14 protein-coding genes are annotated in these 18680 nt (G+C 61.0%); 4 read left to right on the top strand and 10 right to left on the bottom strand.

Annotated elements, in window-relative coordinates; translation table 11 throughout:
• Window positions 1-156 precede the first annotated feature (156 nt).
• The 10 genes from BM132_RS07560 to edd form a co-directional block, all read right to left on the bottom strand.
• A complete protein-coding gene (locus BM132_RS07560; protein WP_092454333.1) occupies window positions 157-1509 on the bottom strand; it encodes a carbohydrate porin in 1353 nt (450 codons plus the stop codon).
• 222 nt (window positions 1510-1731) lie between these two features.
• Window positions 1732-2892 carry an ABC transporter ATP-binding protein gene (locus BM132_RS07555; RefSeq protein WP_092397067.1) on the bottom strand — a complete coding sequence of 387 codons (1161 nt, stop codon included), beginning with the start codon at window positions 2890-2892 and terminating at the stop codon, window positions 1732-1734.
• A gap of 2 nt (window positions 2893-2894) precedes the next feature.
• Entirely contained in the window at window positions 2895-3740 is an 846-nt protein-coding gene (locus BM132_RS07550) for a carbohydrate ABC transporter permease (protein WP_092397065.1), read from the bottom strand.
• Entirely contained in the window at window positions 3733-4641 is a 909-nt protein-coding gene (locus BM132_RS07545) for a carbohydrate ABC transporter permease (protein ID WP_092397063.1), read from the bottom strand. The genes BM132_RS07550 and BM132_RS07545 overlap by 8 nt, the downstream gene beginning before the upstream one ends.
• Window positions 4642-4823: 182 nt before the next feature.
• The gene (locus BM132_RS07540; RefSeq protein WP_092454331.1) at window positions 4824-6125 is read right to left on the bottom strand and encodes an ABC transporter substrate-binding protein; all 1302 of its coding nucleotides are present in this window, start codon (window positions 6123-6125) and stop codon (window positions 4824-4826) included.
• A 117-nt stretch (window positions 6126-6242) separates the two neighbouring features.
• Entirely contained in the window at window positions 6243-7502 is a 1260-nt protein-coding gene (locus tag BM132_RS07535; RefSeq protein ID WP_092454329.1) for a D-mannose isomerase, read from the bottom strand.
• A 244-nt stretch (window positions 7503-7746) separates the two neighbouring features.
• Window positions 7747-9174: an ATP-binding protein gene (locus BM132_RS07530; RefSeq protein WP_371264111.1), complete on the bottom strand. Its 1428-nt coding sequence runs from the start codon at window positions 9172-9174 to the stop codon at window positions 7747-7749.
• Between the two features lie 31 nt (window positions 9175-9205).
• On the bottom strand, window positions 9206-9937 hold the full coding sequence (locus tag BM132_RS07525) for a response regulator (protein WP_092397055.1): 732 nt from the start codon (window positions 9935-9937) through the stop codon (window positions 9206-9208).
• Window positions 9938-10117: 180 nt separating this feature from the next.
• Window positions 10118-11077 (bottom strand): glucokinase, encoded by a 960-nt coding sequence (locus BM132_RS07520; RefSeq protein ID WP_092454328.1) that lies wholly within the window; start codon window positions 11075-11077, stop codon window positions 10118-10120.
• A complete protein-coding gene (gene edd, locus BM132_RS07515) occupies window positions 11074-12900 on the bottom strand; it encodes a phosphogluconate dehydratase (protein ID WP_092454326.1) in 1827 nt (608 codons plus the stop codon). Before edd ends, BM132_RS07520 begins: the two co-directional genes overlap by 4 nt.
• A gap of 219 nt (window positions 12901-13119) precedes the next feature.
• Between edd and gap the strand changes: the two genes are divergently transcribed.
• The 4 genes from gap to BM132_RS07495 all read left to right on the top strand — a co-directional run bounded on the left by gap (window position 13120) and on the right by BM132_RS07495 (window position 18605).
• Complete coding sequence (gene gap / locus BM132_RS07510; RefSeq protein WP_092397053.1) at window positions 13120-14121, top strand: type I glyceraldehyde-3-phosphate dehydrogenase; 1002 nt, start codon at window positions 13120-13122, stop codon at window positions 14119-14121.
• 177 nt (window positions 14122-14298) lie between these two features.
• On the top strand, window positions 14299-14817 hold the full coding sequence (locus tag BM132_RS07505; protein WP_092454325.1) for an RNA polymerase sigma factor: 519 nt from the start codon (window positions 14299-14301) through the stop codon (window positions 14815-14817).
• 112 nt (window positions 14818-14929) lie between these two features.
• A complete protein-coding gene (locus BM132_RS07500) occupies window positions 14930-15892 on the top strand; it encodes a FecR family protein (protein WP_092454323.1) in 963 nt (320 codons plus the stop codon).
• A 118-nt stretch (window positions 15893-16010) separates the two neighbouring features.
• On the top strand, window positions 16011-18605 hold the full coding sequence (locus BM132_RS07495) for a TonB-dependent receptor (protein WP_092454321.1): 2595 nt from the start codon (window positions 16011-16013) through the stop codon (window positions 18603-18605).
• The last annotated feature ends 75 nt before the right edge of the window (window positions 18606-18680 follow it).

The following is an 18680-nucleotide window of genomic DNA, read 5'->3' as shown; positions in this document are numbered from 1 at the left end:
GCAGCCTCGCTTCGCTCGACAGCTCCTACAAAACCCAGCGCAAGCAAGCGCCCTCGCCACAGGTCCTGTGTTAGCGAACACACACCCCAAAAAAAAGCGGACAGCCTTGGCCATCCGCAAATATGCGCACATAGAGAGGAGCTTATCGCAACAGCGTTAGAACACCGACTGAATTTTCAGACCGGCGACCAGCGCGTCGTCGACTTCATTCACACCACCTGGATGCGTGATGTATTGCAGGTTAGGGCGTACGGTCAGCCAGTTGGTCACGTGGAAACCATAGTTGATTTCGTAGTTGTATTCGGTGCCACGCAACGGCGAGAACAACGGATCGTCGTAGTCGCTGACACCATTGGCCGCGTTGACCAGCTCGGCGTTTTTCTTCACATCATCGTTGACATGGATGCGGGAAAAACCGATCCCGACGTCATCTTTAGGACGCGCATTGAACGGCCCTTTGTACACGAACATCAGCGACTGGTAGTTGTCGACGACGTTGGTTTCCTTGTCATGGAAGGTGGCATTGGCGGCAATGTTCAGACCGCGCGAGGCGTCGCCATTGTGGCTGGTGAGCTGTTGCTGCACCACGAACCAGTAGCCATCCTTGCTGCTGTGGCTGCGGTAGGCGTTACCGGTTGTCGCGGCATCCTGGCCATTGTCATCTTCGCGGACGTCATCAGCCTTGGCCGTACTTTTGTAGTAACCGATACGGTATTCGCCTGGCAGGCTATTGAGCTTGGGCGACCAGACCAACTCGACCGGAATCAGCGTGCCCTGGGTGCCACTGCCGCTGAGCTTGTAGCGGTTGCCGTTTTCCAGCTGCGAAGGGTTCTGGTTGTAAGCACCGATCTGCGCATAGAGTTCCGGCGTGAGGTTGTACTTGACGCGAATCGCCGCCTGCATGATCGGCCAGTTGTACCAGATGCCGGTTGCCCAGTTACCGGCTTGCGAACCGCAGAACGCCAGGTTCTGGAACTCGCACGGGAAACTGTTGAAATCTTCACCGACCCCGTAATAACCGGCTTTGACATCCAGCTTACTGTCGAAATACTGCTGCTTGATCCACAACTGGGTCAGACGGGTGGTTTGCCCACGGCCCCAGACTTCCTGGGAAGAGCTGAGGGTGCCGGCACGTGGATCACCGATACGGTCGTTGGAGATGTTGCGACCGTCCCGGCGAGTGAATTGAATCTTGGCCGTGGTATCACCCCAACCCGCCAGTTTCTCCAGGTCCAGCGCTACGCCCAAGCCAAACTGCTGGGACCAACGCGCAGTCTTGTCATCGTTGTAACCGCCGTCGAGGTTGGCCCCCATCTCACCGACGAAATCAGCCTTGATATCGATACCTTGCTCGATCAGTCTGGTCCGCTCGCCACCCCAGTCGCCGGTCATCCATTGCGACTCCGGGCTGAACGCTTCGGCAGCGTGGGCGCCCCCGGCCAGGGTCATCGCCGCAGCAAGTGCAGACAACTGGCAGATCCGCCGGGCGTTGGTGTTCTTATTTTTCATCCCTACATTCCTCGTCTTTATTGTTATTAACTGTTTTTATCTAACGCGGTTTACAACGATTGCGGTGAGTGGTCCCCCACTCACCGCATACCCCTTGTGGGAGCGGGCTTGTGTGGGAGCTGAGCTTGCTCGCGATGAAAGCACCTCGGTCTTTCAAATGACCGCGTTATCGTTCATCGCGAGCAAGCTCAGCTCCCACAAGCCCGTTCCCACATTTGTTCTTCATCGTCCTTTGAATTGCGCGACGTTGGCGGCTCGGGTATCGGCCGGTGCCTGGCCGGCCACGCCCAGGCGTTCGCCGGACTTGGCATCGAACAGCAGCACTTTCGAGGGATCGAATTGCAGCGTCAGGGTCTCCCCCACCTGCGGCGCCACGTCCGGCGCCAGGCGGCAGCAAACCTTGGTGTCGTTCAGGTTGACGAACACCAGGGTGTCAGGCCCGGTGGGTTCGGTGACCTGGACTTCGGCGCGAATGGTGGGCAAACCATTGGGCTCATTGCCCGCCAGCATGATCTGTTCCGGGCGCAGGCCGAGGATCACTTCACGGTCTTCCAAGCCGGCGTCCTGCATGCCCATCGGCAGCTCGCAACGGGCCTGGCCACTGTCGAGCAATGCCAACAAGCGGCCGTCCTTGCGTTGCAGGCGCAGGGGGATGAAGTTCATCGGTGGCGAACCGATGAAGCTCGCCACGAACAGGTTGGCCGGGTTGGTGTAGATGTCTTTCGGCGTGCCGAACTGCTGGATGATGCCGTCCTTCATCACCGCCACTTTGTCGCCCAGGGTCATGGCTTCGATCTGGTCGTGAGTCACGTAGACCGTGGTGGTCTTCAGGCGCTGGTGCATCAGTTTCATTTCGGTGCGCATCTCGACCCGCAGCTTGGCGTCGAGGTTGGACAGCGGTTCGTCGAACAGGTAGATCTTCGGCCGCCGCGCCAGCGCCCGGCCCATGGCCACGCGCTGTTGCTGTCCACCGGAAAGCTGGCCGGGCTTGCGGTTGAGCAGGTGCTCGATCTGGAGCAGCTTGGCCACGCGAGTGACTTCCTCATCGATGGCCGACTGATTCATCTTGCGAATCTTCAGACCGAACTCGATGTTCTCACGCACGCTCATGGTCGGGTACAGCGCGTAGGACTGGAACACCATGGCGATGTCGCGATCCTTGGGGCTCATGCCGCTGACGTCCTGGTCACCGATCATGATCGCGCCGCCGGTAATGGTTTCAAGGCCGGCGATGCAGTTCATCAGCGTCGACTTGCCGCAGCCCGAAGGGCCGACGAGGATCAGGAACTCACCGTCCTTGATCGACAACTCGATGTTCTTCAGGGTGTCCGGCAGACCGGCACCATAGGTCTTGTTTACATTGCGAAGTTCGAGCGTTGCCATGATTACCCCTTGACTGCGCCGGCCGTCAGACCGCGCACGAAATACTTGCCTGCGACCACATAGACCAGCAGGGTCGGCAGCCCGGCGATCATCGCCGCCGCCATATCAACGTTGTATTCCTTGGCCCCGGTACTGGTGTTGACCAAGTTGTTCAGCGCCACCGTGATGGGCTGCGAATCGCCGCTGGAGAACACCACGCCAAACAGGAAGTCGTTCCAGATCTGAGTGAACTGCCAGATCAGGCAGACCATGATGATCGGGGTGGACATCGGCAGGATGATCCGCCGGAAGATGGTGAAGAAACCCGCACCATCCAGTCGCGCCGCTTTCACCAGCGCATCGGGAATGCTCACGTAGTAGTTACGGAAGAACAGCGTGGTGAACGCCAGGCCGTAGACCACATGGATGAACACCAGGCCCGTGGTGGTACTGGCCAGGCCCATCTTGCCGAGCGTGAAGGAAGCCGGCAGCAGGACGGTCTGGAATGGCAGGAAGCATCCGAACAACAACAGGCCGAAGAACAACTGCGAACCGCGAAAGCGCCACATCGACAACACGTAGCCGTTCAATGCACCGATCGCGGTGGAGATCAGCACCGCGGGGACGGTGATCTTGATCGAGTTCCAGAAGTACCCGTCAACCGTGGCCCAGGCCTTGACCCAACCGATGCCGGTGACCACGGTCGGCCAGCTCAGCAGGTTGCCGGTGCTGATGTCTTCCGGTGTCTTGAAGCTGGTCAACAGCATGACCACCAACGGCACCAGGTAAAGCAATACGGCAAGGATCAGTACCGCGTAGATCGCGATGCGGCTCAGGCTGATGGCAGGTTTGGCAGCGAGACTAGTCATGGCGCTTGGTCCTCAGCTCGGAGTACAGGTAAGGCACGATGATTGCGAGAATCGCACCGAGCATCAGAATCGCACTGGCCGAGCCCATGCCCATCTGGCCGCGACTGAACGTGAAGGAGTACATGAACATGGCGGGCAGGTCAGAGGAATAACCCGGGCCGCCGGCCGTCATTGCCGCCACCAGGTCAAAGCTCTTGATCGCGATGTGCGCCAGGATCATTACGGCGCTGAAGAACACCGGACGCAGGCTCGGCAGCACCACTTTCCAGTAGATGCGCGGCATGCTCGCGCCATCGATCTGCGCGGCGCGGATGATCGATTGATCAACACCGCGCAGGCCGGCCAGGAACATCGCCATGATGAAGCCCGAGGCCTGCCATACCGCAGCGATCACCAGGCAATACACCACACGGTCCGGGTCGATCAGCCAGTCCAGGCGAAAGCCTTCCCAGCCCCAGTCACGCAACAATTTGTCCAGGCCCATGCCCGGGTTGAGCAACCACTTCCAGGCCGTACCGGTGACGATCATCGAGAGCGCCATCGGGTACAGGTAAATGGTGCGGATGAAACCCTCGCGACGAATGCGCTGGTCAAGAAACACCGCCAGCAGTACACCGATCACCAGGGTGATGCCGATGAACATGCCACCGAAGACTGCCAGGTTCTTGCTCGCCACCCACCAGCGGTCGTTGTCCCACAGCCGTGCGTACTGCGCCAGGCCGGCCCACTTGTAATTGGGCAGAAAGGTCGAGGTGGTGAACGACAGAACAAACGTCCACAAGATGTAACCGTAGAAGCCCACCAGCACGATGAACATGCTCGGCGCCAGCACCAGTTTTGGTAGCCAGCGCTGCAATGCATCGAACGGCGAGGCCTTGCTGAACACAGCAACAGAACTCATGGGAAGATCCAGTACAAAGGGTAATGATTACAAGGGCATCCCTTGTGGGAGCGGGCTTGTGTGGGAGCTGAGCTTGCTCGCGATGAAGGCGTCTCGGTCTTTCGAATGACCGCGTTATCGTTCATCGCGAGCAAGCTTTGCTCCCACAGGCTCGCCCCCACAGGGGCCTGCGGTGCTAACGGTTACTTGGCCGACTGCACTGCTGCGCCAAGTTTCATGGCAGCATCGGCAGGATCGGCTTTCGGGTCGTTGATGTAGTTGGTCACCACGTCAAAGAACGCGCCCTGTACCGCCAGCGTCGTCGCCATGTTGTGCGCCATGCTTGGCAGCAGGCCGCCGGACTGGGCGTCCGCCAGGAAGTCCTTGGCAGCGGTCTGGGCGCAGGAATCGAAACCGTATTTGCCCATGTCGGCCAGCATGTCGTTGCGCACCGGAATCGAACCCTTGTTGATGCTGAAGACTTTCTGGAAGTTCTCACCCAGCACGACCTTGGCGATATCCTGCTGGCCGGCCGCGGTGCCTTCGTCTTTCTGCTTGAACACCGCCAGGGAGTCGATGTTGTAGGTGAAGGCCTTGTCGGTGCCCGGGAACGCTACGCACTCGTAGTCCTTGCCGGCGACTTTCTTGGCGGCGGTCCACTCGCTCTTGGCCCAGTCACCCATGATCTGCATGCCGGCCTTGCCGTTGATGACCTTGGCCGCTTCCAGGTTCCAGTCCTGCCCCTTGCCGTCGACGTCCATGTAGGTCGCGACTCTCTTCAACTCGGTCAGTGCCTTGACCATATCCTTGCCGGTAAGCGCGCCAGGTTTCAGATCGACCAGGGCATCCTTGTAGCCTTTGGCCCCCATGACTGAGAGCACCACGGCTTCGAACACGGTGCTGTCCTGCCAAGGCTGGCCGCCGTGGGCCAGCGCAATGAAGCCTGCTGCCTTGAGCTTGTCGCCGGCGGCGTAGAATTCTTCGAGGGTGGTCGGGTTCTTGGTGATGCCGGCTTTCTTGAAGACTTCGGGGTTGATCCACAGCCAGTTGACGCGGTGGATGTTCACCGGCACGGCGACGTAATCACCTTCGTACTTCACGGTATCGGAGACTTTCTTGTCGAGCAGGCTGTCCCACTTCTCTGCTTTGGCCACGTCTTTCAGGACGTCGGTGTCGAGCAACCCGGTGGACGCCCACTCCTGGATGTCCGGGCCTTTGATCTGGGCCACACCCGGTGGGTTACCGGCCACGGCGCGGCTCTTGAGCACGGTCATGGCCGTGGAACCGCCACCCCCGGCAACAGCGCCATCCTTCCAGGTAAAACCGTCTTTCTCGACCTGGGCCTTGAGCACATCGACTGCGGCTTTTTCGCCACCGGACGTCCACCAGTGAACGACTTCGACGCTGCCTTTGGATTCGGCGGCAAGGGCGCTGACAGGGAATGCTGCGACGGGAAGCAGGGAAGCAAGAGAAATGACAGTAGCGAGGCGAGAAATCGCATTCATCTAGGAAGTACCTTTCTTGTTGTTATGCATGCAAGTCTGATGCTTGCGCTGCATGGATTCTAAACAGGGGAAATCCCTTGGCAGGTAACGAAGGGACGCGTAAATGTCACGACATGGTTACACAGGCGCGGGGCTGGAGAGTTTCGCCAACGCCGTCGCCATGCTGGGGGCGAGGGGCAAACGCGGGATCAGCACCGCCTGCCAGGCGTGATACAAGTCCGGCTTGCCCGGCCAGATGTCGGCGCTGGGGCGGTTCTGCGGATCGAGTTCGTGGTGCCAACTACCGTTGCAACGGTCGATGAAATGTTTGTCACAGAACTCCCAGAACCGCCGGTACCAGACTTCGTATTGCGCCTCGTCGGTGCGTTTGAGCAAGGCGCTGGCGGCGGCCGCTGCTTCGGCATGCACCCAATGCAGGCGATGGCGAACCACCGCGCGATTGTCCCAGTCCAGGGTGTAGACAATGCCTGGCGCGCCATCGACCTCCCAACCGTGACGGCAGTTCTGGTCAAAGAGTTTTTGCGCGTCCTGGGCCAGCCAGCCGGGCGTCAACATACCAATCTGCACCCGCGCGGCTTCTAGGTGCAACAGCAGCCGCGCCCATTCGAAACCGTGGCCGGGCGTGGTGCCGTAAGGGCGAAAACCGTCGGCTGGGTTGTCGTGGTTGTACTCGCGAAGCGGCTGCCAGTGGCGATCGAAATGTTCCACCACCAGGTAGTCATTGGCGGCGGCGTGGCCGTGGATGACCCGCTCAACGATACGCAGCGCGCGGACCAGCCAGCGGGGCTCGTCCGTGGCATCGGCCAGCGCCAGGAAGGCTTCGGTGGCGTGCATGTTGCTGTTGGCGCCGCGATAGGCTTCCTCATCGCTCCAGTCGCGGTTGAAGGACTCGCGCAGGGCGCCCTCCTCTTCGCTCCAGAAGTGCGCATCGATCACCCGCACGGCTTCATCCAGCAGCGCCTGGGCGCCAGGACGTTGGGCCACCACCGCGGAACTGGCCGCCAAGGCGACAAATGCGTGCAGGTAGGCGGCCTTGCCGGTGTCGTTCTCGTGGGGTTGCGCCGTGGCGAACCAGCCGCCGTGCTCGGCGTCCCGCAGAGGGCCGCTGAGGGCCTGGACACCGTGGTCCACCAGTTCGGCGAAACCCGGCAGCCCCTGGATATGAGCCATGGCAAAGCTATGGGTCATGCGCGCGGTGTTCATGGTTTCAGCCCGGGCATCGTCCGGCAGGCGGCCCTGGTCGTCCAGATTGCCGAAGCCGTCCGGCAGCTTCGCGGCTTTGGCGAACGCCAGCAGACGCAAGCCTTCGGCGGCAAGCCATTGCTGGTGGGCAGGTGCGTTCAGCCAACTGCTGAAGGCCGGTTGGAAGGTGTCCATGGGAGTACCTTTTTTTGTTGTTTTGACGCAGGGAGTCTAAACAAGGGATGGCGGGCGGCAGGTAACGAAAGGGGCGAGTTATGTCACCGACTTGTGACATTCACTTGAGAGATGTGCTGAACCAGACGGCGTCATCGCGAGCAGGCTCGCTCCCATATTGGCGCCAGGGAATAAACAATTTTTGTGGTTACCACCGAACCCTGTGGGAGCGAGCCTGCTCGCGAAGAACGATAACGCGGTCTGACTAATCGACACTGCGAGGCAACTGCAACGTCACCCGCAACCCCCCTTCACGCAGGTTTTGCAGGCTCACTTCGCCACCATGGCTATGGGCGATGTTGCGGGCGATACCCAGGCCCAGGCCGTATCCTTGCTGCTGCCCGGCCAGGCGAAAGTGCGGTTCGAAGACTTGCTCCAGGCGTTGCTCCGGCACACCCGGTCCCTCGTCGTCGACGTGCAGGATGAACGCCGTGTCATCGTCATCGATGTGCAGGTGGGCGTTCTGCCCGTACTTCAGCGCGTTGTCGATCAGGTTGCCGATGCAGCGTTTGAGGGCCAGCGGCTTGCCGGGATACGGCGCCAACGCGCGACCATCCTGGGTCACCCGACCGTTGCCGTTGGGCGCCAGATACGGTTCGACCAGGCAGTCGAGTACATGGTTGAGGTCCACCGGCTCGATGTTTTCGTGAATATCGGTGTCCTTGACGCATTGCAACGCGCCTTTGACCAACAACTCCAGTTCGTCCAGATCGCGGCCGAACTTGGCTTGCAGGTTTTCGTCTTCCAGCAGTTCGACCCGCAGCCGCAGGCGGGTGATAGGCGTGCGCAGGTCATGGGAAATCGCGCTGAACAATTGGCTGCGTTCGGTCAGGTAACGGCTGATGCGCTCACGCATGGCGTTGAATGCCCTGCCCACTTCCACCACTTCGCTGCCACCGCCTTCGGCCACCGGTTCCACTTCGGCGCCCAGGGACATGTCGCGTGCCGCCCGGGCCAGGCGTTTGAGGGGCCGGCTCTGCCAATGCACCAGCAAACCGATGAAGAGCAACAACAGGCTGCTGGTCAGCACGATAAAGCCAACCTGCTGCGCCGGCAGGTCCTGTTCTTCAAGGCTGGTGTAGGGTTCGGGCAGCAGCGAAGCGATGTACAGCCATTCGCCCGGCGCCATCTGGATTTGCGTGACCAGCACCGGCGGGTTCACCGGTTCCAGGGTCAAGGCGTAATGGGCCCAAGAGCGCGGCAATTCATCAAGCTTCAGGCCGCCGTTGAAAATCCGCAGGTCTTCGGGGCTGACAAACTTCACCGAGATGTCGGCATCCTTGCCCAGGGATTTGCGCAGTACGTCGTCCACCGCCTTGAGCACCGCCAGCTTGCGCGGCGTAACCGGCAGCACGTCCATGCCCAGGGGTTTGTCATTGAGCGTGACGACAAACCGCGTGCCGCCCATGCTGCGCAATTGATCCAGTACCAATGGCCGGTAAGCCACCGGCAACGAGCGCAGATAGCTGACACTGGCGGTCATCGAGTGGGCCAGGCTACGGGCGCTGGTGACCAGCCCTTCGAGCTGGGTGGCGCGCAGTTGCGAGACCCAGATCAGGCTGGACAGGGTCTGGGCGAACAGCACCACCAGCAGGGTCAGCAGCAGCATTCTTCCAAGCAACGAACGCGGCACCGGCACCCGTCGGGCTATTTTCTTGATCCAATCAATGACCATTGCTGGCAACCACACTGGCCGCCAGTTGATAACCACTGCCGCGCACCGTGCGGATCAACCGTGGTGGCTTGTCGGTGTCACGCAGACGCTGGCGCAAGCGACTGACGGCCATGTCGACGATGCGGTCCAAGGGCATCAACTCGCGACCGCGAGTGGCGTTGCCAATGGTGTCGCGGTCGAGGATTTCCTGGGGATGGTCAAGAAACAGCTTGAGCAAGGCGAAATCGGCGCCGGAAAGAATCACTTCTTCGCCGTCGGCGTGGAACAGCCGATGACTGACCATGTCCAGCCGCCACTCGTCGAAGGCCAGCACTTCGCCGCCGGCGCGTTCCTGGCCGAACTGCGCCCGACGCAACAGCGCCTTGATGCGCGCCTGGAGTTCACGCGGACTGAAAGGTTTGCCCAGATAATCGTCGGCCCCCAGCTCCAGGCCGATGACCCGGTCGGCCTCGTCGGAACTGGCCGTGAGCATGATGATCGGCACGTGGGCCTGGCGCGGGTGCTGGCGAACCCAGCGGCAAAGGCTGAAGCCGTCCTCGTCGGGCAGCATCACGTCGAGGATCACCAGATCGCTGGGGGCTTCGTTCAGTGCCTGGCGAAACCCGGCGCCATCAGGGGTAGTACGCACCTGAAAACCCGCACGGCTGAGGTAAGTGTCCAGCAGTTCGCGAATCTCCTGGTCGTCGTCGACCAACAAAATCGATTTGTTCACTGAACTCACGGGGCCTCGTCCTTGTTGTTTGGGTTGGGGCGGATTATGCCTGAAGGACGGAATCTACAAACACTGCAAACCCTGTGGGAGCGAGCCTGCTCGCGATAGCAGTGTCTCAGTCGCCACGAATGTTGGCTGATACACCGCTATCGCGAGCAGGCTCGCTCCCACAGGGGGCACATTTCAACTCTAAACCGGGTTCGACTGTTCCAACGCCACACCCGCGCCCATCAGCCCGGAATAAGGCGCCGTCACCAGCCAGACCGGGATGCCCTTGAAGTAATCGCTCATGCAGCCCTTGTCGGCGAAGCAGCGGGCGAAACCGCTTTCAAGGAAAAAATCGGCGAAGCGTGGGACCACCCCGCCGACGATGTAGACACCGCCACGCCCACCCACCGTCAGCACGTTGTTACCGGCCACACGCCCCAGCCAGCGGCAGAATTGCTCGAGCACTTCCAGGGCAATGGGGTCTCCGGCCAGGCCGGCGGCGGTGATGGATTCGGGCGTATCGAGCACCGGCGTATGGCCATCCACCGCGCAGATGGCGCGGTACACCCGAGGTAACCCGCTGCCGCTCAGGGCCGTTTCGGCGCTGACATGACCGATCTCATTGTAGATGTGTTGCCACAGCTGGGTTTCCCGCGGGCTGCTCATGGGCAGGTCGACATGGCCACCCTCCCCCGGCAATGCCGCGAAACGACCGCCACCCAAATCCAGCAATGTGCCCACACCCAGCCCGGTGCCAGGACCGATCACCACCGCCGGACGCAACGGCTCCGGCGTACCCTCGCAAACCACCCGGTATTCACCGGGACGCAAGCACGTCATGCCCAGGGCCATGGCCGAAAAGTCATTGACCAGCAGCAGCTTCTCGACCTCAAGGGTCTTGCAAAAGGCCAGATTGCTCAGGCGCCAGTGATTGTTGGTGAAGCGAAACTCATCGCCGCTGACCGGCCCCGCCACGGACAGGCACACCGAGCCGATCGAGCCCGGTTTCAAGCCCACGCCGCTCAGGTAAACCTTGATGGCATCTTCGGGGCAGGCGTAATCCGCGGTCGCCAGCACCTGGATATTTTCCAGGTTGTGGTTCTTCCACAAGGCGAACCGTGCGTTGGTCCCACCGATGTCACCGACCAAAGCCAGTTTCAATTAAGCGTCTCCAGGGCAGAAGTGAAGGCGCTGGCGCCCTGCTCTGCCGAGCTGAAGGCCATGCGCATGAAACCAAACAGCTCGCGACCGGTGCCAATGTTGTTGCTCAACAAGCCCTTGGCCGGTGTGCGTGCGGCGAATTCCTCGGCGTCCACCTTCAACTCCAAAGTGCCTTTGACGCCATCGACGCGGATGATATCGCCCTCCTGCACGCGGGCCAATGCGCCGCCGACGTAGGCTTCGGGGCTGACGTGGATAGCCGCCGGAATTTTCCCCGACGCACCAGACATGCGCCCATCGGTCACCAAGGCCACTTTGAAACCGCGATCCTGCAATACGCCGAGGAACGGCGTCATCTTGTGCAGCTCCGGCATGCCATTGGAGCGCGGGCCCTGGAAGCGCATCACCGCGACAAAATCTTTTTCCAGCAGGCCGGCCTTGAACGCATCGGCCAGGTCCTGTTGATCCTGGAAGACCATGGCCGGGGCTTCGACGACCTGGTTTTCCAGGGCCACTGCCGAGACTTTCATCACGCCGCGCCCCAGGTTGCCTTCCATCACCCGCAAGCCGCCCTCGGCGGAGAATGCCCGGGCCACCGGACGCAGGATGTTTTCATCGAGGCTTTCGATCGGGCCTTCGCGCCATACCAGTTCGCCGTCTTCGAGAAACGGTTCCTGGGTGTAGCGGCTCAGGCCGTGGCCCAGCACGGTGTTAACGTTTTCGTGGAGCAAGCCGGCTTCCAGCAACTCGCGGATCAGGAACGACATGCCGCCCGCCGCCTGGAAATGGTTGATGTCGGCCTTGCCGTTCGGATAGACGTGACTCAGGGTCGGCACCACCTCGGAGAGGTCGGCCATGTCCTGCCAGGTCAGTTGGATACCGGCGGCCATGGCGATGGCCGGCATGTGCAAGGTGTGATTGGTGGAACCGCCGGTGGCGTGCAGCGCGACAACGGAATTGACCAGCGAGCGCTCGTCGACGATTTCGCCGATGGGCATGAAGTTGCCGCTCTGCTTGGTCAGGCGCGTGACCTGGAACGCCGCTTCGCGGGTCAGGGCATCACGCAACGGCGTGTTCGGGTTGACGAACGAGGCCCCCGGCAAGTGCAGGCCCATGACTTCCATCAACAACTGATTGGTGTTGGCGGTGCCGTAGAACGTGCAGGTGCCGGGGCTGTGGTAGGACTTCATCTCCGACTCCAGCAGCTCTTCGCGGGTGGCCTTGCCCTCGGCATAGCGCTGACGCACATCGGCTTTCTGCTTGTTGGAAATGCCCGAAACCATGGGCCCGCCGGGCACGAAAATCGTCGGCAAATGACCGAAACGCAGCGCGCCCATCATCAGGCCTGGCACGATCTTGTCGCAGATGCCGAGCATCAGTGCGCCGTCAAACATGTTGTGGGACAACGCCACCGCCGTCGACAGCGCGATCACTTCACGGCTCGGCAGGCTCAATTCCATCCCCGCCTCGCCTTGGGTCACGCCATCGCACATGGCCGGCGTGCCACCGGCGAACTGGCCAACCGAGCCGATCTCGCGCAAGGCTTTCTTGATCTGTTCCGGGAAGGTTTCGTAGGGCTGATGGGCCGAGAGCATGTCGTTGTAGGAAGACACGATGGCGATGTTGGCGGCGTTCATCATCCGCAGGTGATGCTTGTCTTCGGTGCCGCAACCGGCCACGCCGTGGGCGAAATTGGCGCATTGCAACTTACCGCGCATCGGACCGTCGCTGGCCGCACCGCGGATCAATGCAAGGTAAGCCTGACGCGTGGCGCGGCTGCGGGCGATAAGCCGTTCGGTGACCTCAAGAACGCGGGGATGCATGTGTAGAACTCCAGGCTAACGGGTGTGGCGACCTGATTGTCTATGCTGGTCAAAACCCCGCCACGCATTGGGCGACAGCGGATTTCTTGACCATTCGGACCAGTTGATTCAGGTCACTCGTTGTAGATAAAACAAAATATTGCCACTAAAAAGGCTTGTTTTCTATTTTTATGCGAATAATCTTGTAATTCCAACAACAAATCGACGGCGGCGCAGTTAATGACTCTTCGAATCGCAATCAATGGTTTTGGCCGCATCGGCCGCAACGTCCTCCGTGCACTGTATACCCAAGGTTATCGTCGCGACTTGCAGATCGTCGCCATCAACGATCTGGGCGACAGTGCAATCAATGCTCATCTGCTCAAGTTCGACACGGTTCACGGCACCTTCGATGCCGACGTGCAGCACGATCACGAAAGCCTGACGGTCAATGGCGACCGTATCTCGGTCAGCGCTATCCGCAACCCGGCCGAACTGCCTTGGGCCGCCGAAAAAATCGACGTCGTGTTCGAATGCACCGGTTTGTTCACCGACCGCGCCAAGGCCGCGGCCCACCTCAGCGCCGGCGCCCGCAAGGTGATCATTTCAGCCCCGGCCAAGGGTGCCGACGCCACCGTGGTGTATGGCGTGAACCACGACATCCTGCGCCAGTCCCACCAGATCATCTCCAACGCTTCGTGCACCACCAACTGCCTGGCCCCGGTGGCTCAGGTGCTGCACCGCGAACTGGGCATCGAAAGCGGCCTGATGACCACGATCCATGCCTACACCAATGACCAGAACCTGACCGACGTCTATCACAGCGACCCATACCGCGCCCGTTCGGCCACCCAGAACATGATCCCGAGCAAGACCGGTGCCGCCGAGGCGGTGGGCCTGGTGTTGCCGGAACTGGCGGGCAAGCTGACCGGCATGGCCGTGCGCGTACCGGTGATCAACGTATCGCTGGTGGATTTGACCGTGCAGCTCAAGCGTGAAGCGTCGGCCGAAGAAGTCAACGAACTGCTGCGCCAGGCCAGCCAGCATTCGAAGATCCTCGGTTACAACACCCTGCCGCTGGTCTCCAGCGATTTCAACCACAACCCGCTGTCGTCGATTTTCGACGCCAACCACACCAAGGCCAGCGGCAAGCTGCTCAAGGTACTGGCCTGGTATGACAACGAATGGGGCTTCTCCAACCGCATGCTGGATAACTGCCTGGCGTTGTGTAACGCCGAATAATGTTCGGCACCGTAGGAGCTGCCGCGGGCTGCGATCTTTTGACCTTGATGTTTCGCTTGCGACTCAATTGAGCCGGAAAAGATCGCAGCCTGCGGCAGCTCCTACATGAAATCAGGCCTTGACCCTCGCGACAGATGATAAGCATTATCATCTAGTCAAACCGAATCGGGCCCTACCGTGAGTCAATCGCGCTTCCATCACGTCTTCCTTGCCCAGCGTACGCCACTGCTGCGCACCCTCCAGCGCATGGTCAACAACCCCAGCACCGCCGAAGACCTGCTTCAGGAAACCTACCTGCGCGTCACCCGCGCACTGGCTGAACGCACGGTCGAGCATCTTGAGCCGTTTGTCTTCCAGACCGCCCGCAACCTGGCGCTGGACCACTTGCGTGCGCGGCGTATCCAGTCCCGGACCCTGCTGGACGACGTGCCGCAAGAAGTTATCCACAACGTGGTCGCCCCCCAAAGCAGCGCCGAAGACGCCGCCCATGCCGAGCAAATGCTCGAACGCCTCAATGTCAGGCTGCAAGCCCTTAGCCCGCGACAGCAACAGATTTTTATCCTCAGCCGACTGCATGGTCACAGCTATCAGGACATCGCCAAGCGGCTGAACGTGTCGCTGAGCACCGTGCAGAAGGAACTGAAGCTGATCATGGCAATCTGTGTGGGCGTGGCCGAACGCCTTGGTTGCGACTAAGCCTGTAAGGATTTTCTCTAAGAGGCCGTCGCCGATTGCGCTGGCCTGCGGCCCTGCTAGGCTTGGTCGCTGACGCTAAATAGCCGTGCAAAAGACACTGCGAGGAACCACCGTGACAGACAAACACCGTGCCCCTGAGCACGCTGCGGCGCAGGACACCGCCCATGCCATGGAACAGGCACTGGACTGGCTCATTCTGCTGGACAACCCCAGCGAGGAGCAGACCCGGCAGTTCCAGGCCTGGCTGGCGGCCGATCCGCGCCATGGTCAGGCATTCAAGCGGGCCCAGGCGATCTGGAACGGCCCGCAAGTGATGCAAAGCGCCCGGCAACTCAAAAGCCGCCCTCAAGCCAGCGCAGTATCACGCTTGCGCGCCCATTGGAAACCCTTGGCCACCGCTGCCGTGCTGTTTCTGGGCCTGTTCAACTTCAGCGACCTGCCCCTGCGCCTGCAGGCCGATCACCTGACCGTGGTCGGGGAACGCCAGCGCCTGCAACTGGAGGATGGCTCCCAGGTCCTGCTCAACACCGATTCGGCCTTTTCCAGCACATTCAATGAACAGCGGCACATGGCCCGGTTGTACAAAGGCGAAGCGTTTTTCGAAGTCCCGGACACTCGCCACCTGCCCCTGCAAATCGACGCCGGTCCGGTTATCGCCAGCGTCAGCGACACCTCCTTCGCGGTGCGCTACCTCGATGGCGTGACGCAAGTGCAGGTGCAGCGCGGTGATGTGGATTTGCGGGCCACGCGTTATGACGCCCATATCAGGTTGTCGGCCGGGGAAAGCATCCGCATCGGTCCCAACGGCTTCGACCGCCCTGTACAGATGGATGCCGGCACCGATCTGGCGTGGGTGCAGGGGCGACTGGTGTTCGAGAACCGACCGTTGAGCCAGGTGCTGGCCGAGCTGCGACGCTACTACCCCGGCTGGATCATCAACAACAACGAACAGTTGGCCCAGGTCGCCGTGACCGGCAATTACCGCCTCGACCAGCCGCTGGACGTGGTGCGCTCTTTGGCCCATATCACCTCTGCCCGTCTCCAGGAATTCCCGGCGCTGGTGATCTTGAACTAAATGAGAATTATTTTTACTCGATAGGCTCCGCTGGTTCGTCTCGTTATAGCCAATGCAATTGATTCGCATCTAGCGACATCATCTGCACCTATAACAGATGCGACACGGAGCGCTATCGATGTCCTCTCGTCTTACCCGCCGGTCCCTTGCCCCTGCCTGCACGCTGTCGTTGCTGACCGCCGCCGTCCTGATGGCGGGCACCGCGCCAGCCGCACTGGCCGCCGCCACCGAGCAGCCACCTGCGCGCAACGTCGGTGATTACACCTTTGCCATTGCCCAGCAACCGTTGGTTTCAGCGTTGAATGCGTTCACCGCCGTCACGGGCTGGCAGGTCGGTTTGCCGGCAGAACTGGCCGAAGGCGTTGCCTCGCCCGGCGTCAACGGCTCGCTGCCGGCGGAAAAAGCCCTGGAGCGCCTGTTGGTGGGGACCAACCTGAGCTACCGCAAACTGGGCAACAACAGCATCGTCCTGGAAAAGCGCAGCGCCGGCAGCGTGGTGAACCTGCAACAGGTGACCATCAGCGCCACCCGCCAGGAACAGGACATCGCCAGCGTGCCCAGCACGGTTTCCGTCCACGACCGGCAGGAACTGGACCGCAACAACGTCAACACCCTCAAGGATCTGGTGCGCTATGAACCCGGCGTTTCAGTCGGTGGGGCAGGCCAGCGCGGCGGCATCAGCGGCTACAACATTCGCGGAATCGACGGCAACCGGGTCCTGACGCAGGTCGACGGCGTGGAAATTCCCGACAGTTTCTTCAACGGCCCGTACGCCAAGACCCAGCGCAATTACGTGGACCCGGAAATCGTCAAGCGCGTGGAGATCCTCCGCGGCCCGGCCTCGGTGCTGTACGGCAGCAATGCCATCGGCGGTGCCGTCAGCTATTTCACCCTTGATCCGGACGACATCATCAAACCGGGTAAAGACGTCGGCGCCCGCCTGAAGACCGGCTACAGTTCCGCCGACGAGAGCTGGCTCAAGTCCGCCACCGTCGCCGGGCGCAGCGGGCAGTTCGACGGCCTGTTGCATTACAGCCAGCGCGACGGTCATGAAACTCAATCCTACGGCAATCACAATGGCACCGGCCTGGACCGCACCGCAGCCAACCCGGAAGACGTGCGCACCCACAATGTGCTGGCCAAGCTCGGCTGGAACTACAACGACGACTCACGCCTGGGCCTGGTCTACGAGAAGTACAAGGATGACCGGGACACCGATCTGAAAAGTGCCTATGGCGGCCCCTACTCCGACGGCCAGCCGGCAATTCCTGATTTTGTGCTGCCCGGCGGCATGTATCAGTGGCGCACCGGTAACGACACCATCAGCCGCGAGCGCTTCGGCCTGGAGCACAGCTTCGTCCTCGACAGCCTGCTGGCCGACCACGTGAAGTGGAGCCTGAACCACCAGATTGCCAAGACCGACCAGAGCACCGCCGAGTTCTACTTTCCCATCACCCGCCAGGTGCTCCGCACACGAGAGACCCTCTACGAAGAAAAACAGTGGGTTTTCGACGCCCAACTGGACAAGGCCTTCAGCCTCGCCGACACCGATCACGCGCTGACCTACGGCACTACGATCAAGCAACAGAAAGTCACCGGCTCGCGCAGCGGCAATGGCGTCTGCCTGGCCGTCGGCGTGGGTTGCTCCGCCGTCGGAGCCATCAGCACCCGGGACGTACTGGAAAAGGCCAGTGATTTCCCGGACCCGACCATCAACACTTACAGCCTGTTCGCCCAGGATCAGATCAGTTGGAATCGGTGGACTTTCACGCCGGCCCTGCGTTACGACTACACGCGGCTCAAGCCGCACCTGACCGAGGCATTCCTCAACACCGCGGACCCCACCGGCGGCGGTGAGGTCAGCGACAAGAACAAGACCTGGCATCGCGTCTCGCCCAAATTCGGCCTGACCTACGCCCTGACCGACCAGTACACCTGGTACGGCCAGTACGCCGAAGGCTTCCGCACGCCAACCGCCAAGGCGCTGTATGGTCGCTTCGACAATCCCGACGCCGGCTACAGCGTGGCACCCAACCCCGATCTGGAACCGGAAAAAAGCAAAAGCTATGAGACTGGCCTGCGGGGCCGTTTCGAAGCCGGTTCGTTCGATGTGGCGGTGTTCTACAACAAGTATCGCGACTTCATCAATGAAGATGCGATCACGCCCGGAGCCGACGAGCTGACCTTCCAGAGCAACAACATCAAGCACGCCACCATCAAGGGCGCCGAGGTCAAGGGACGCCTGAACCTGGATCTGTTCGGCGCGCCGCAAGGCCTGTACACCCAAGCCTCGGTGGCCTATGCCTACGGTCGCAACAACGACACCGGCGAGCCGATCAACAGCGTCAACCCGCTGACCGGCGTGTTCGGCCTGGGTTACGAGCAGGACCGGTTCGGCACTTTGCTCAGTTGGACCTTGGTCAAGAAAAAAGACCGCGTCGACGACAGCAACTTCAACTCGCCCGATGGCGTCAGCGGCCAGTTCAAGACCCCGGGCTTCGGCATCCTCGACCTGACCGGGTTCTACAAGGTGACCGACGACGTCACCGTCAGCGGCGGTCTCTACAACCTCACCGACAAGAAGTACTGGCTGTGGGATGACGTGCGTGGCTACGACAGTGTGGGAGAAGCCGCGGTGCTGAGCCCGGCCAACCTCGATCGCCTGACTCAGCCGGGGCGCAACTTCGCAGTCAACCTGATCTGGGATATCTGACCAGGTTGCCAGGCAAAACAAATACCTGTGGCGAGGAGCGTCATGTGGGAGCAAGGCTTGCCCGCGATGAAGGTG

This window comes from Pseudomonas sp. NFACC45 (assembly GCF_900113505.1).
GTDB classification, from domain to species: domain Bacteria; phylum Pseudomonadota; class Gammaproteobacteria; order Pseudomonadales; family Pseudomonadaceae; genus Aquipseudomonas; species Aquipseudomonas tehranensis.
The sequence above is the reverse complement of the archived record's forward strand: the minus strand, read 5'-3'. Positions and strand labels throughout refer to the sequence as shown.